Raw genomic sequence first — 14,459 nt, forward strand, 5'->3', positions numbered from 1 at the left:
ATATCATGCGAACGCGCATATTTTTGGGAGGATACATAATGGAAACGTTTGTCGATTCCTTTGGGACAATTATCAAGACAATAAGAAAAGAACGAAACATGACACAAAAAATGCTTTCTCAAGGTATTTGTTCTCAAAGTGTTTTAAGCAGAATTGAAAATAATGAAGAATTGCCAAATGTTCTGGTAATGGCACAAATTTGTCAACGGCTGGGTGTGACCATTGATCATGTGATGACATTGTCCCATGGAGATATTCGTAAAAATTTACAACAGTTAGACTTATTAGATTTTTACTTTCAAAGGCGTGACTATCGCAAATTAGCACAGCTTTTGAAAAATGATGAAGTCAAAAGCAACCTTTATTCAGATGCTGATTACCAACGTTACTATTACTATTTAGGTGTATGTGAATTTTATTTAGCAAAAAATATTTCCCAAGCAGTCTGCTACTTAAAAGAAGCATTGACTTATTCAAGTCATAGTGACCGTGTGTATGTTTCTGATACGGAAGTTCAGTTGATTAGTGCAATTGGTAAAATCTATGGAGTTGCAGGAAGGCCAACGGAAGCACGCTATTATTTGAGTAAAAGTATCCAACTTTTTCAACAATCAATTGAGACACGTGTCAAAAGTGAACTGTCACAAATCTTTTATAACTATGGCACATTTTTATTTCAGCAAGGAGAAATTGATGCGGCACTTGAGCATGTTAATCGAGGCATTCGTTGGACCCAAGAAAAAAACAGTTATTACTTTTTAAATGATTTGTTTGCACTAAAAAGTTTGATTTATAAAAAGAAAAATGAACCACAAAAAGCAGCTTTTTATGAAGAATTGGCGCAAGCTGTCCGGAAGATTTCAAAAAACTCATAAATGGTGTAGACCATTATTGACTTTTGATAGAAATAAGAGTACCTTAAGGGTAGAAAATCAAAGGAGCGAGTTAGAATGAGAACTTTTATTTATGCTGACAAATTCTTTTTATCGTCAGGTGTAAAAAATGCCGGTTACCTAGAAATTACGGATGGACTATTTGGTGTATATTCACAAGAATTGCCAGATGGAGAAGCAAAAGTAATTGATCAAAGTGGTAAATGGATTGCACCTGGTTTGGTTGATACACACATTCATGGTTACATGAATCACGACGTAATGGATAATGATGCTGAAGGTATCAAAGTTATGTCTGAGGGATTATTATCTTGTGGAGTAACTTCTTTCTTACCAACAACCTTGACTTCAAGTAAAGAACGCTTGAAAGATGTAGCAGAAACAATCGGAAAAATGTACCAAGAAGCGCCAGGAGCCAAAATCAAAGGAATTTATTTTGAAGGTCCTTTCTTCACAGAAGAACATAAAGGTGCCCAAAACCCTAGCTACTTTGGTGATCCAGACTTGAATACTTTCCATGAATGGCAAGAAGCTTCAGGTGGATTAATTAAAAAAATCGCTTTAGCACCTGAACGCCATGGTGTAGAAGATTTTGTTAAACAAGTAACAGATGAAGGGGTTGTTGTTTCGTTAGGCCATAGTAACGCAACAATTGATGAGGCTCAAAAAGCAGTAGAAGCAGGCGCTAGTGTTTTCGTTCATGCTTACAACGGAATGCGCGGATTGAATCACCGTGAACCGGGTATGGTGGGTGCATTGTTATCCTTAGAACATGTCTTCTCAGAACTAATTTGTGATGGACATCATGTTCATCCAAATGCTGCTGAAATTTTGATGGAAAAAGCAGGTCACGACCACGTTGCGTTGATTACTGACTGTATGATGGCAGGCGGAATGCCAGATGGAAATTACAATCTAGGAGAATTCCCCGTAGTTGTAGCAGAAGGGACAGCTCGTTTAGAATCAGGCAACTTAGCTGGTAGTATTTTACAGCTAAAAGAAGCAATCAAAAACGTTGTTGACTGGGGAATCGCAACACCAGAACAAGCAGTTATGATGGCTAGTTTAGTGCCAGCAATCAGCTGTAAGATTGATGATTCTTGTGGGAAAATCGCTCAAGGACGCGATGCAGACTTTATCGTATTGAATCCTGATATGTCACTTGAAGCAACTTATTTAGATGGTGTGGAACGTTACCACGTATAAAAAATCTTTTAAGAAAAATCAAAAGGTGAAACAAAGCGTATTTACGTTTTGCTTCACCTTTTTTTGTGTAGTTTTCATTTGGAACATTTATTTTTTGAAAAAAGTTTCGATCGAATTTTTAGAATGCGCATACTTTATTATGAGAGAAGAAAATGTATTGTAGTAATACGAAATATCTTCTTTGATATGAGAATGTGGAATCATGATTACTTCTTGCTCACTTGCTAAGAGATAATCACCATCAATTGTGCGAGCAACTAATTCGTAATGGTCGAGCATCTGCTGATATTCAGTGGGAGTTATCGTTAAAGCAGATGGTGTTGCAGCTAGACTTTTTTTCAGATAGTCCGTCGATGGGAAAAGCACTAATTCACCAATCGTTTCGACTTTTTCTTCTTGAAGCCATGCGATCGTTTTAGTTAACGTTTGATCGTGCAGAATTTCAAACATAGAATCACCTACTTCTGATTTGGAATTTCAACTTTGAAGTTGATCGTTGTATTTGGACTTAGTCCTTGGGCTTCAAGTGTTATACTTTCTGGAATCAATTCATTTTTTGTGTAGTTTGGTGTGACACGATAGCGAACGGTTTCTCCTTTGTTAAGTGCTTGTCGAATTTCTAATTCATAATAATTCATGTACGGATCATTAACGGGAAATTGATAAAGGGTGACTAAGTTCTTTTTTTCATCACCACTTCCACCAAATTGTTTAGCAATCAAGTGTCCTCTCGAATGATCATATTTTGGACCAGAAACAAAACCCGGTGGACGAATTTCTCGATTGGCACTAGTACCAGTATTGATCATTTTTTTCTTGATTAGTGCGTCCGCACCTGTAGGACGATTAAGATGATCAAGAGAATGGTAGGTGATCCAACCATTCTGGTTGTCTTTTAACTCATCTGCTGAAAAAGTCGCATGACCGAATTCTTTTGGACCAGAATTATTTCCAGTAGGGGCTAGATCTTCTTTAGTTGGTAATCCGTTTTGTGTATGCTGTTGGGTTACCTGTTCTTGCGTAGTAGAAGAAGGTGCTGATGGATCATTGGCAGAAGTTAAATCCAATCCCAGCCAGCTAGCAACTCCTACGATCAATAAGGTAAGTAGTGTACCTAAAAGTTTGTTCATATTTTTCATTTTTTCACCTCGCTTTTCAGTATAGGTGAAATAGATTGTTTAGAACAGTAAAATTTATTACTAGTGACAGTAAAAAATGTAAAGGGCTGTCTTGAAGTCATAAAGTACCGCTTTTCAGTCATAAAATATGGTGTACACAGTTATTGATAATTGGTATGATAGGAGATAAAAGGAGGCGCTTTATGTTTGGGGGGATTGCATTAGAAACGATTTATTGGTATACGCTACTTATTTGTGCCGGGATCGCAGTTCTTTTAGTTGTTTTTGGCGATATTTTTGATTTTGATGGCCCACTAGATCCAATGCTGTTAGTACCTTGGTTAGCATTTACCAGCCTATTCGGCTATTTAGGCGAAAGCTTAACTGAATGGTCATCAGTTTTGATCTTTGTGATTAGTGCTGCCATTTCAAGCGTGTTGGTATTTTTACTCAATTTTTATATTTTGATGCCAATGAAGAATGCAGAAGCAACACTATCTTCGTCCGAAAAAACATTAGAGGGACAAATTGCACAAGTGGTTACACCGATTCCAATCACAGGAATGGGCGAAATCCAACTTCAAAGTGTAACAGGGTCAATCAATCGGCCAGCTTGTTTTTATACAGAACAAGAAACAATGGCTCAAAGAGGAACAAAAGTGTTGATTATCGAAGTGAAAGACAGAGTATGTTACGTCATACCTTATGACGGAATGCTAAAATCTTAAGGGAGTGTGTTGAATGGTTATATCAGGAGCTTTTTTATCAGTTGCAATTGTTATCTTTATTCTATTGATGCTTTTAATCGTTTTCGTATCAAAGTATCAAACAGCAAAACCCGATGAAGCGTTAATTATCAGTGGTAGTTATTTAGGCAAGAAAAATGTCCATACTGACGAAAGTAATAATAAAATCAAAATAGTCCGGGGTGGTGGGGCATTTGTTCTACCCGTTTTTCAACGTTCTAACCGGATTAGTTTACTTTCTAGTAAGTTGGATGTCTCTACACCAGAAGTTTACACAGAACAAGGTGTACCCGTTATGTGTGATGGGACATCGATCATAAAAATCGGTTCATCCGTGGAGGAAATTGCCACGGCAGCAGAACAATTTTTAGGAAAAACAACCGATGAACTAGAAAATGAAGCGAGAGAAGTTCTTGAAGGTCATTTACGTTCAATCTTGGGTTCGATGACAGTGGAAGAAATTTATCAAAATCGGGATAAATTCAGTCAAAGTGTTCAAGAAGTTGCTTCTGTTGATTTAGCAAAAATGGGTCTGATCATTGTGTCGTTTACGATCAAAGAAGTTCGCGACAAGAACGGGTATCTTGATTCATTAGGGAAACCAAGAATTGCTCAAGTGAAGCGAGATGCAGAGATCGCTGAAGCCGAAGCGTTGAAAGAAACACGAATCAAAAAAGCGCAAGCTGAAAAAGAATCACAAGCTGCAGAATTACAACGACAAACAGAAATCGCTGAATCAGTAAAAGAAAAAGAATTAAAATTAGCAACCTACAAACAAGAACAAGATGTTGCTAAAGCGAAAGCAGACCAAGCATATAACTTAGAAAGTGCCCGTGCACAACAACAAGTTATTGAGCAAGAAATGCAAATGAAAGTCGTTGAAAGACAAAAACAAATTGAATTAGAAGAAAAAGAAATCATACGTCGAGAAAAACAATACGATTCTGAAGTGAAGAAAAAAGCAGATGCAGATCGTTATGCGAAAGAACAAGAAGCACAAGCACAGAAAGTCAAAGAAGTAACGGAAGCAGAGGCGGAACGCTTTAGAGTGGAAGCTTTAGCAGAGGCGCAAGCGAGTCAAACACGTTTGGCTGGGCAAGCCGAAGCTGAAGCAATCTTAGCAAAAGGGAAAGCTGAAGCCGAAGCAAAACAAAAAATTGCTGATGCCTTTAAAGAATACGGTGAGGCTGCTGTGTTAAGCATGGTGATCGAAATGTTACCACAATTGATGCGTGAAGCAGCACAACCACTAGGAAATATTGAAAAAATTTCTGTTGTTGATACAGGAAGTGGATCTGGTGAAAATGGTGGAGCAAATCGAGTAACAGGATATGCAACAAATCTATTAGCATCCACGCAAGAAACATTGAAAGCAACAACGGGTTTGGATTTAAAAGAAATTATTGAAAACCTTTCAACAAAAGGGACTTCAAGTCAAGTAAATTTGTATGAAGCCGACTCAAAACCGACAAATAATGACGAAGTATAGTTAATTAATCAAAAGACCACTGTAAAATGATTGAACATTTTGCAGTGGTCTTTTTGTGGGTAATTACTTATTTTTTTTGTTTCTCGATTTGTTTTTCAATTTCTGCTAAATTTTTGCGTAAAGTGCGCTCTTTTTTTTGTAACTCGACTAAGTCCTCAGCTAATTCCTGTTTCTTCTCATCTTCTGGTGGCCGTAGAATAAAATTGATTCCTAGAGCGATGAAGGTTCCAATAAAGGTATCGAATACTCGTTGTAATGCGTAGAGCGTGGATTCGCCTTGTGGAATACTTAAAGAAATCATTAGCAAAGTAGAAATAGCCGAAATGATTCCAGAATTGTTGTCAATACCATCTGAAACCACGATGGTTACGATAACCAATACAGGTAGTAAAAATAATTCAACTAAAAAATCATTGTGAAAGTAGTGTTTAATGAAGAAGAAGATGATGGCTAAAACGCCGCCAATAGAATTTCCGATGACTCGAGAGCGACCAAATGAAACCGTAGATGTTAAATCTTGGCGTAAAGAAAAAACGGCTGACAGCGCAGCAATCAAAGGATTACCTCGCTGAAAGAAGTGGAAAACTAACATACAGATGAAAACAGCTAGTGCACTTTTTATAGTCCGCATACCGAGGCGGAAACGACCGACTTGCATAACTTTTTCTCCTTTAATCCCTTTTTTTAATCATAACGAATCTTTAGTGTGTTTGCTAGTTTTTAGCGTAGAGGTTTAGTATAATTGGATGAAAAAAGGAGGAAATGTATGCGAATTGGTATGCGAACAATAAAAACGGTAATTAGTGCAACACTCGCCATGCTGATTGCAAGCAGCTTGCCTTTACTTTATTGGCCTTCAGCTGGGATTATTGCTGTTTTGAGTGTTGGCAATACGAGAAGGTCGACGATAATGACGGGTGTCGATCGTTTTATTGCTTTTATTTTAGCGACGGTCGTTGCTTTTTTTAGCTTTACGTTCCTTGGGTTTTCTCCAATTGGCTTCGGTTTATTTTTGCTTCTTTTTATTCCACTAGCGGTTCAATTCAAGTTAACTGAGGGAATCGTAGTGAACTCTGTTTTAGTTACACAGTATTTAGTTGAGCAAAGCATGGCGATATCGCTGATTTTAAATGCATTAGGATTGATGGTAATAGGTGTAGGCTTAGCTTTAATAGCAAATATTTACATGCCTAATACCGAAAAGCGGCTCCAAGAAAATCAATTAGTGATTGAGGTTGAGTTTCGCCAGTTGTTACAAGAAATGGCTGATTCATTATTAAAAGAAAAGAAAGAGCGGCATATCGAAGAAGATTGCCAACAATTATTAACATTTATTCGAACAAGTCAGTTAGAGGCTCGAAATCATCATGAAAACGATTGGGTTAGACAAGAAGGGTATTATGAAACGTATTTTTCGATGAGACGAGCACAATTAAATGTACTAAATAATATGATCCAAAATTTAGAGCGAATTGAGTCACCTAATCCATATAGTGAGCAAATTTATGGCCTACTTATTTACACAGCTGAAACATTCGCTGAAGAAAACGATGGTACGCTCATTATGAAAAGAATCCACGAAGTCTATGCTGAATATCGGCAAATGCCTTTACCACAAAAACGATCTGAGTTTGAGAACCGTGCAGAATTGTTTCAGTTTTTGCAATCATTTAAAAGTTTTATTGAAATCAAAGCAGAATTTGCCCAGCAAAAACAACAAAGTAACATATAAAAAAGGTCGAGACAATTTTGTCTCGACCTTTTTTATAAATTGTTAAGGTTAAGCTTTTTGCCAATGCACTTGCATTTGATCCAAAATGTCAATGACATCTTTGGTTAAATAAAGTGAGCGATTAGGTAATTCACCTTCAATCATCTGTATCATGTTCGCAATTTCATAATTTAAAGCTTGTGAAGTACTCCCACTTTCGATCAATTCTTTTGTACCATCGACATAAGTGATTTCGGCACGATCTGCACGTGGATAATCAGTAATGGTAATATAGCCATTTTCATAAGCAACGATACCGACTTTAGGCATTTTTGCTCTGAACGTTAAGCTAACAGTTGCTAATTCGTCCTGATCATTTTGTAAAATCGTAACGGATTGTTCATCAACGCCTGTTTCAAACGGAATCATCGTCGAAGCAATTACTTCTGGTTGAGCGGTTAAAAAGAAGCGTGCAAACGAAACCGCGTAAGTGCCAATATCAAGCAAAGCGCCTCCGGCTAGATCTGGATTGAAAAAACGATTAGTAGGATCTGGTTCTTTTGCACTACCAAAAGGAGCCTGGATCATTTTTAACTTACCTAATTTTTTGCTATCTACTAGCGAACGAAGACGTTGATAAAGAGGCATGTTAAAAATGGTCATTGCTTCGGCAAGAATCAACCCTTTTTCCTCTGCTAGCTTCATTGCTTCAACTAACTCTGCAGTATTCATTGTAATTGCTTTTTCGCATAAAACATGTTTTCCTGCTTCTAATGCTGCTAAAATATGTGAAATGTGTTGACGATTTGGCACCGCTATATAAATGATATCAATCTCGTCATCTGCCAGAAGATCTTGATAACTTCCATAAGCTTTTTCAATCCCATAATCTGTTGCAAACGCTTGAGCTTTGGTTAGTGAACGAGAAGCAACTGCAGTTAATTTGCTTGAATTTTGATTGAAATTTTCAGCGAATTCCTTCGCAATCGTTCCTAAGCCGATAATTCCCCATTGATATTTTTTCATGAGAGATATCTCCTTTTTTGAAATTTAAATAGGTACAGCCTACTTATCAAGTATAGCAAAGTTTGCTTTGATGTTAAAAAAAAGTGTCTAATCGATAAAAAAAGTTGAAGGTGCAGTGAAAAAGATGATTTTTTTTCTGAATTTAAGTAAAATAAAAAGAGGAGGGGATTCGGATGCATCAAGTATATATTGACCTTATTATAAGTGTATTATTAGAACAATTTGAATCAGAGCAATTTTTCTTAGACGAGTACCTACTAATCGATAAAAAAGAATGGGACGCATGGAAAAATGGAGAAAAGAATTTACCATCTGAAGCGATGCAAAAAGTAAAAAATCTTTTTACGGATTATGAATGGATGTTAACGCAAAAAATTCTAAGACAAACAATTATCTTTCCAGAAAAAAGAACGATTGCTGTTGCAGAGTACAAACAAATCAAGACACGAATTGCCCAGAAGTGGTTACACAGTGGTGTTGCTGACGTTGAATTGATCCCGTTAAAAAATGAACAACATCCTAGCAGATACCTTGACTTGAAAGTGAGTATTCACTATGATGAATGGGGCTATGACGATATTTTGAATTTCCGATTGCCAGCGGATGTTCAACAACAAATCGAAGGCGAGAAAGTGGAACTTTTAGACTGGGTGAATGAAAATCTGGAAGAAACCTACGTCCACGAAGGGAACGCTGAGTATTAAGGGGAATGAAAGGATTTTTTAAGTGAAGAAAATTTTAGGTTTTGCTTCAGTCATTATTATGATTGGCGCGATGGGCTACATTTTTATGTCAGACCATAATGCTGGCGAAGTTGAGGCGACAAGACAAACAGAAGTAAAAAAAGCTGCTAAAAGTCCTAAAAAAGGGCTTGCCAGTATTACCGATACGACTGAAAGTTCATCAACAACAAAAAAAAGTAAACAAAAAACAAAAACGACAGCAGAACTACCTGATGTTAGTCCAGATGACTGGAAGTTAGTATTGGTTGGACCAGAAAATAAGTTGGAAACCGAAGTCGATGAATCAAGTCAATTGACAGCATTATCAAATGGTTATTTGATTGATAAGAGAATTGAATCTGATTATCAAGAATTTGCCCAAGCAGCTCAAGATGCTGGTTATCCACTTGTTATGGTTTCAGCATTTCGTTCAGTAACATCACAAGAGCAAGTATTCGCACAACATGTCCAAGAAGTAATGGCACAACAAGGAATTACCGAAGAAGCAGCAACAAAAATCACGAAAGAAACGATTACTGAGCCAGGCTATAGTGAACACCACACAGGTTTAGCTGTCGATGTAGTGGATGAGGACTGGTACAATAATTATCCTTCGACCGTTTTGGAAGCAAGTTATGGTGATCAACCAGGAGCAAAATGGATTGCAGAAAATTGTGCTAAATATGGCTTTATTGTACGATACCCAAAAAATCGTGAGGATATTACAAAAATCACTTATGAACCTTGGCACCTTCGTTATGTAGGGAAAGAAAGTGCTGAATATATCACGAAAAATCAGTTGACGTTAGAAGAGTATTTGAACGAATTAAATGAAAAGTAGGAACATAGATGGCAATTAAAAAATTCAAAAGTCGTCGACGGAAAAAAGTACGCTTCATCGTTTTATTGGCTGGCAGTTTTCTCATCTTATTTGCCTTTTTTGCTTCTTTAAGAGGATTGATGACACCACTTGCTGATCATTCAGCAGAGCAAGAAGCACAATCTCATCAAGAGTTTATCCAACAACTTGTTCCGCATGCACAAGAATTACAAAATGCTTATGGTATCTTGCCAAGTATTATTTTGGGACAAGCAATTCTTGAATCAAACTGGGGAAAAAGTACGTTAGCAAGTGAATATAAAAATTTGTTTGGAATCAAAGCTTATGGTGATCAAGAAAAGGTAAGTCTCGAAACAAAAGAATATGTCAATGAAGCGTGGATTACGATTCAAGGTGACTTTCGCGTATACCATTCGTGGGAAGAATCCATGGATGACCATACTCAACTATTTATTCAAGGTGTTGATTGGAATCCAGCTTTGTACGAAAGAGTGATCACAGCAAACAACTACCAAGAAGCTTCACAAGCACTGCAAGATGCAGGGTATGCAACAGATCCCACATATGCACAAAAGATTATTCAAGTAATTGAAACCTATCACCTTGATCAATACGATCGTAGATAACGCGGAGAGGAAGTGGCAGAATGGCAGAATTTGTTCCTGAAATCATGACAGAATTAAGAAAAGACATTGTTCGTGTGCCAGAAGTCATTTTACAAGCAAGTGGAATTAAAGTTTTTGGTAAAAAAATTCGATCAATTATTTTTACAACGGATATTGCGATTATTAGAAATACAAATGCGAATGCAGTAATCGCCGTTTATCCTTTTACACCGCATCCAGCAATTACAAAAAGTATTATCGAAGCTGCGGACATTCCGGTATTTTCTGGTGTGGGAGGCGGTTTAACTCAGGGAGCTCGTTCTGCTTATATGAGTATGTTTGCTGAAGCGCAAGGATCTTTAGGAGTTGTCTTAAACGGACCAACACCATTAGAAACAGTTCAAGAAGTTTGTCGAATCGTTGATATTCCTGTGGTTAGCACGGTGACTTCTAAATATACAGAGCTTGATGAAAAGCTAGAAGCAGGCATTTCAATCATTAACATTAGTGCTGGTAAGGAAACTGCAGAAACTGTTCGTTATTTCCGAGAAAAGTATCCAGAACTACCAATTATTGCAACTGGTGGTCCAACCGAGGAAAGTATCTTGGAAACAATAGAAGCTGGAGCCAATGCTATCACTTATACACCACCGACTAACGGTGAATTATTCAGTGCGAAAATGGATAAGTATCGTCAACTTGAAAAAGAAAATTATCAAGATTAAAAGAGAACTTGTCTGACGCAAAGCAAACTAATTTTCTTCGCGTCAAACTGTAGACAAATCTTAGACAAAAATGTGGTTTGTCTTTTTTCAATGTAATAATCGACAGATTAGGTTGTTTTTTTAAGAAACCGATTTTTTTGTTTACAGCCTGAAACCGCCCTTATTCCAAAGGGTGGTTTTTTTATTTACTGATGCGAATGCAGTGTATGGGGGTGGTCAACTGTTTCAGTTATCACTCGCAAAAAAAAAACAGATTAAATTATTAGAATAAAATATAGTAAATTCGATATATTTTGATGAGTCGGTGGGCATTCTTGAAACGAATAGTAGTCTTTTAGCTTTAGATGTTAAGAGACTTACGGGCATTTCCAAAAAGAATGTTGAACAAGAAGCTATCATTTTTAAAGGTTACATTTCTGCTTTTGAGCAGAAATGTGATTTAACTTAATTCATATTGATAGTTTTTTTATTATTTTTAATAAAAATCAAGTTAAAAATTCAGTATGGTATAGATAACTATTAAATTACAATATCCTGTTTTATTCGATAAACTGTCTGTCTAGTAACATTGTAATCTTTCGCAATTTTTGAAATAACAATCCTTCATTTAAATCCTTAACGATGTTTTCATAAACTAAATGTCGTTGAGGATTTTTGCGTCTGTACTATAGAGTTTCAGACGTCTCTTGTAGAAACCGTTCGTTTTCACAATCTTAATTCCTTGTGCTTACCGTATTTTAGAAAATTAAGTAGTTAAATACATTTATTCCAATTCGGATGATCTTGATCAATTATTTATATTCTTATTTTAACGAATAAAAAAGACAAAATCTAAAGGATAACACTTTGTTTACAATCTGACACGAAGTAAATAAAATTGCATCTTGTTTTCCTTGTTTTTTAGATGAAAGTGACTAAAAAACCGAACAAACCATGAAAATGATGAAAAAAGATTAGATTTTAGAAAATTTTTATTGAAAGCACATTGTCAGTTTCAGTAAGTAGTGTTAGACTATTTTCAATCTTTAATCAATCAAATTTTGTTTAAATGGAAAACTTTTAGAAAAAATGGTTGATTTATTTGAGGAACCTGTTTAAAAAAACAAATCCTCTGGCTTCAAACATCTTATCAAGCTATTGTATATTACTGACTTGTCAGTTCTACATACCTACTTATATATCGTCATAATATGGATGACAGTTTCTAGCCAATACCGTAAAAATTGGACTATAAGTAAAAGAGTGGACAACACACCCTTTTTTGCTTATTTTAAAAAGTAGAAGGGTGTTTTTCTATATCAGAATTTTATGATAGAAGTGTGGATGAAGAAGCTATTAATTGAACAAAAAATTAAAGAAAAGGGGCAAAAAAAGTGAAAGAATTAGTTGAACGCATCAAAAATGATGGGCGTGTATTGGGTGAAGGTGTGTTAAAAGTTGATAGCTTTGTGACCCACCAAGTAGATCCAGTTTTGATGGAACAAATGGGTCAACGTTTTGCAGAAGTATTTAAAGACCAAGGAATTACTAAGGTGGTAACGATTGAAGCTTCTGGGATTGCTCCTGCTTTATATGCTGCAAAAGAGTTGGGTGTGCCAATGATTTTTGCCAGAAAAGCAAAAAGTTTAACAATGGACGAAGAACTCTTGACAGCTTCTGTCTATTCTTTCACCAAACAAGTAACAAGTACGATTTCAATTTCACGAAAATTTTTATCAGAAAATGATAAAGTTTTGATTATTGATGATTTCTTAGCAAATGGTCAAGCTGCTAAAGGATTGATTGAGTTGTGTCAACAAGCCGGAGCAGAAGTTGAAGGAATCGGAATTGTCATTGAAAAATCTTTCCAAGATGGACGAGAATTACTTGAACAAATGGGCTTGCGTGTGGTTTCCTTAGCGCGAATCGCTTCCTTATCAAATGGTCAAGTTGAGTTTCTTGAGGAGGACGCATAACATTGAAAAAAGAAACGCAAAATGGAAAAGCAGCAGTCTTAGGATTACAACATCTATTAGCAATGTATGCAGGTGCAGTTGCTGTACCGTTACTAATAGGAACTGGTCTTGGTTTTAATCAAGAACAAATGACTTACTTGATTTCAATTGACATTTTTATGTGTGGATTAGCTACTTTACTACAACTGACTGTCAATCGTTTCTTTGGAATTGGTCTACCCGTTGTTTTGGGTTGTGCAATTCAAGCAGTGGCTCCATTGATTTTAATTGGTACGGATAAAGGCGTTGGCGCAATTTATGGTTCGATCATCGCATCAGGAATTTTTGTGGTTTTAGCTGCAGGGTTCTTTTCTAAAATCAAAAAGTTGTTTCCACCGCTTGTAACAGGAACTGTTATTACAGTTATTGGCTTGACTTTGATTCCTGTAGCTATTGAAAAAATGGGTGGCGGTAGCGCTGCTGCCACAAATTTTGGTGATAAAACCAATTTATTGTTGGCCTTTGTGACGATTGGCTTGATCGTTGGTGTCCAAATGCTTGGTAAAGGATTTATTCGTTCTATTGCTGTATTGATTGGCTTAGTTGGCGGGAGCTTATTGGCTGGCTTGATGGGAATGATTGACTTAGATGCAATTGGGCAAGCACCGTTATTTCATGTACCACAACCATTTTATTTTGGAAAACCAACCTTTGATATCTGGTCGATTTTGCTAATGATTATTATCTCAATCGTAAGTATGGTTGAATCAACAGGTGTTTATTTTGCGCTTGGTGATATTACTGGCAAAAAAGTTGGCGAAGAAGAGCTGAAAAAAGGTTATCGTGCTGAAGGACTAGCAGTCATTTTAGGTGGGATCTTCAATACATTTCCTTATACTGGTTTTTCTCAAAATGTTGGGTTAGTTCAATTATCTGGGATCAAGACAAGAAAGCCAATTTACTTTTCAGCTGCATTCTTGATTATCTTAGGTTTGTTTCCAAAAATTGGTGCAATTGCTCAAATCATTCCTGAACCTGTACTTGGTGGTGGGATGTTAGTGATGTTTGGAATGGTAGCAGTGCAAGGAATTCGTATGTTATTAGATGTCGATTTTGCTAATGATAAGAATTTATTGATTGTTGCTGTTTCAATTGGTTTTGGATTAGGCTTCAACATTATGCCGTCTTTATTTGGACAGCTCCCTGAAACGATCCAAATGTTTACTGGTAATGGAATTGTTATGAGTAGCGTTACAGCGATTTTGTTGAATTTGGTTTTTAATGGCATCCAAAAAGATGAAGCAATTATTGAAGAGGCATTCGAAAAATAAAAATAAAAATAAAAGTAGCAAAAAAATATTTTTTGCTGCTTTTATTTTTTGTTCAAAAACAAACACGAACATTTATCCTTTATATGTATATAATATTCGATTTTTGTTTGAC

The 14,459-nt window shown here is 36.3% G+C and carries 15 protein-coding genes, 1 pseudogene and 1 riboswitch; of the genes and pseudogenes, 11 read left to right on the top strand and 5 right to left on the bottom strand.

From position 1 onward, the window contains the following. Positions 1 to 38: 38 nt before the first annotated feature. Complete coding sequence (locus tag DOK81_RS05600) at positions 39 to 875, top strand: helix-turn-helix domain-containing protein (RefSeq protein ID WP_206909189.1); 837 nt, start codon at positions 39 to 41, stop codon at positions 873 to 875. Between the two features lie 75 nt (positions 876 to 950). Next, positions 951 to 2,099 carry an N-acetylglucosamine-6-phosphate deacetylase gene (gene nagA / locus DOK81_RS05605; RefSeq protein ID WP_206909192.1) on the top strand — a complete coding sequence of 383 codons (1,149 nt, stop codon included), beginning with the start codon at positions 951 to 953 and terminating at the stop codon, positions 2,097 to 2,099. Between the two features lie 87 nt (positions 2,100 to 2,186). Here the strand turns inward: nagA and DOK81_RS05610 are convergent, their stop codons facing one another. After that, the gene (locus DOK81_RS05610) at positions 2,187 to 2,549 is read right to left on the bottom strand and encodes a hypothetical protein (protein WP_206909194.1); all 363 of its coding nucleotides are present in this window, start codon (positions 2,547 to 2,549) and stop codon (positions 2,187 to 2,189) included. An 8-nt stretch (positions 2,550 to 2,557) separates the two neighbouring features. After that, positions 2,558 to 3,238 (bottom strand): DNA/RNA non-specific endonuclease, encoded by a 681-nt coding sequence (locus DOK81_RS05615; protein WP_206909195.1) that lies wholly within the window; start codon positions 3,236 to 3,238, stop codon positions 2,558 to 2,560. A 182-nt stretch (positions 3,239 to 3,420) separates the two neighbouring features. On the opposite strand from DOK81_RS05615, the gene DOK81_RS05620 reads away from it, so the two are divergent. Next, on the top strand, positions 3,421 to 3,945 hold the full coding sequence (locus tag DOK81_RS05620; RefSeq protein WP_206909197.1) for an NfeD family protein: 525 nt from the start codon (positions 3,421 to 3,423) through the stop codon (positions 3,943 to 3,945). Between the two features lie 13 nt (positions 3,946 to 3,958). Beyond that, positions 3,959 to 5,452 carry a flotillin family protein gene (locus DOK81_RS05625; RefSeq protein ID WP_206909199.1) on the top strand — a complete coding sequence of 498 codons (1,494 nt, stop codon included), beginning with the start codon at positions 3,959 to 3,961 and terminating at the stop codon, positions 5,450 to 5,452. Positions 5,453 to 5,519: 67 nt separating this feature from the next. Here DOK81_RS05625 and DOK81_RS05630 read toward each other — a convergent pair whose 3' ends face one another. After that, positions 5,520 to 6,110: an aromatic acid exporter family protein gene (locus DOK81_RS05630; RefSeq protein WP_206909201.1), complete on the bottom strand. Its 591-nt coding sequence runs from the start codon at positions 6,108 to 6,110 to the stop codon at positions 5,520 to 5,522. A 108-nt stretch (positions 6,111 to 6,218) separates the two neighbouring features. Here DOK81_RS05630 and DOK81_RS05635 point away from each other — a divergent pair, with 108 nt between their 5' ends. Next, positions 6,219 to 7,184 carry an aromatic acid exporter family protein gene (locus DOK81_RS05635; RefSeq protein WP_206909203.1) on the top strand — a complete coding sequence of 322 codons (966 nt, stop codon included), beginning with the start codon at positions 6,219 to 6,221 and terminating at the stop codon, positions 7,182 to 7,184. A gap of 48 nt (positions 7,185 to 7,232) precedes the next feature. Here DOK81_RS05635 and DOK81_RS05640 read toward each other — a convergent pair whose 3' ends face one another. Then, positions 7,233 to 8,198, bottom strand: coding sequence for a Gfo/Idh/MocA family oxidoreductase (locus DOK81_RS05640; protein ID WP_347401438.1), 966 nt, complete (start codon positions 8,196 to 8,198; stop codon positions 7,233 to 7,235). A gap of 164 nt (positions 8,199 to 8,362) precedes the next feature. Here DOK81_RS05640 and DOK81_RS05645 point away from each other — a divergent pair, with 164 nt between their 5' ends. From DOK81_RS05645 to DOK81_RS05660, 4 genes are read left to right on the top strand one after another with little or no spacing between them, the layout of a single operon-like run. Beyond that, positions 8,363 to 8,893: a hypothetical protein gene (locus tag DOK81_RS05645; RefSeq protein WP_206909207.1), complete on the top strand. Its 531-nt coding sequence runs from the start codon at positions 8,363 to 8,365 to the stop codon at positions 8,891 to 8,893. Positions 8,894 to 8,915: 22 nt separating this feature from the next. Then, positions 8,916 to 9,752 (top strand): M15 family metallopeptidase, encoded by an 837-nt coding sequence (locus DOK81_RS05650; RefSeq protein ID WP_206909208.1) that lies wholly within the window; start codon positions 8,916 to 8,918, stop codon positions 9,750 to 9,752. Between the two features lie 8 nt (positions 9,753 to 9,760). Further along, the gene (locus DOK81_RS05655; protein WP_206909210.1) at positions 9,761 to 10,378 is read left to right on the top strand and encodes a glycoside hydrolase family 73 protein; all 618 of its coding nucleotides are present in this window, start codon (positions 9,761 to 9,763) and stop codon (positions 10,376 to 10,378) included. Positions 10,379 to 10,398: 20 nt separating this feature from the next. After that, complete coding sequence (locus tag DOK81_RS05660) at positions 10,399 to 11,082, top strand: hydrolase (RefSeq protein ID WP_206909212.1); 684 nt, start codon at positions 10,399 to 10,401, stop codon at positions 11,080 to 11,082. 519 nt (positions 11,083 to 11,601) lie between these two features. On the opposite strand, the pseudogene DOK81_RS05665 reads toward DOK81_RS05660, so the two are convergent. After that, positions 11,602 to 11,824 (bottom strand): annotated as a pseudogene (locus DOK81_RS05665) (helix-turn-helix domain-containing protein); the annotation flags it as partial. Positions 11,825 to 12,235: 411 nt separating this feature from the next. Next, positions 12,236 to 12,333: riboswitch (purine riboswitch) on the top strand. A gap of 122 nt (positions 12,334 to 12,455) precedes the next feature. Between DOK81_RS05665 and DOK81_RS05670 the strand changes: the two are divergent. Further along, positions 12,456 to 13,037, top strand: a complete 582-nt coding sequence (locus tag DOK81_RS05670; RefSeq protein ID WP_206909213.1) for a xanthine phosphoribosyltransferase — start codon at positions 12,456 to 12,458, stop codon at positions 13,035 to 13,037. 2 nt (positions 13,038 to 13,039) lie between these two features. Continuing rightward, entirely contained in the window at positions 13,040 to 14,347 is a 1,308-nt protein-coding gene (locus DOK81_RS05675; protein ID WP_206909214.1) for a nucleobase:cation symporter-2 family protein, read from the top strand. Positions 14,348 to 14,459 lie beyond the last annotated feature (112 nt).

Origin of the sequence: Enterococcus sp. DIV0660C, assembly GCF_017316125.1 — a bacterium.
GTDB lineage: Bacteria > Bacillota > Bacilli > Lactobacillales > Enterococcaceae > Enterococcus_B.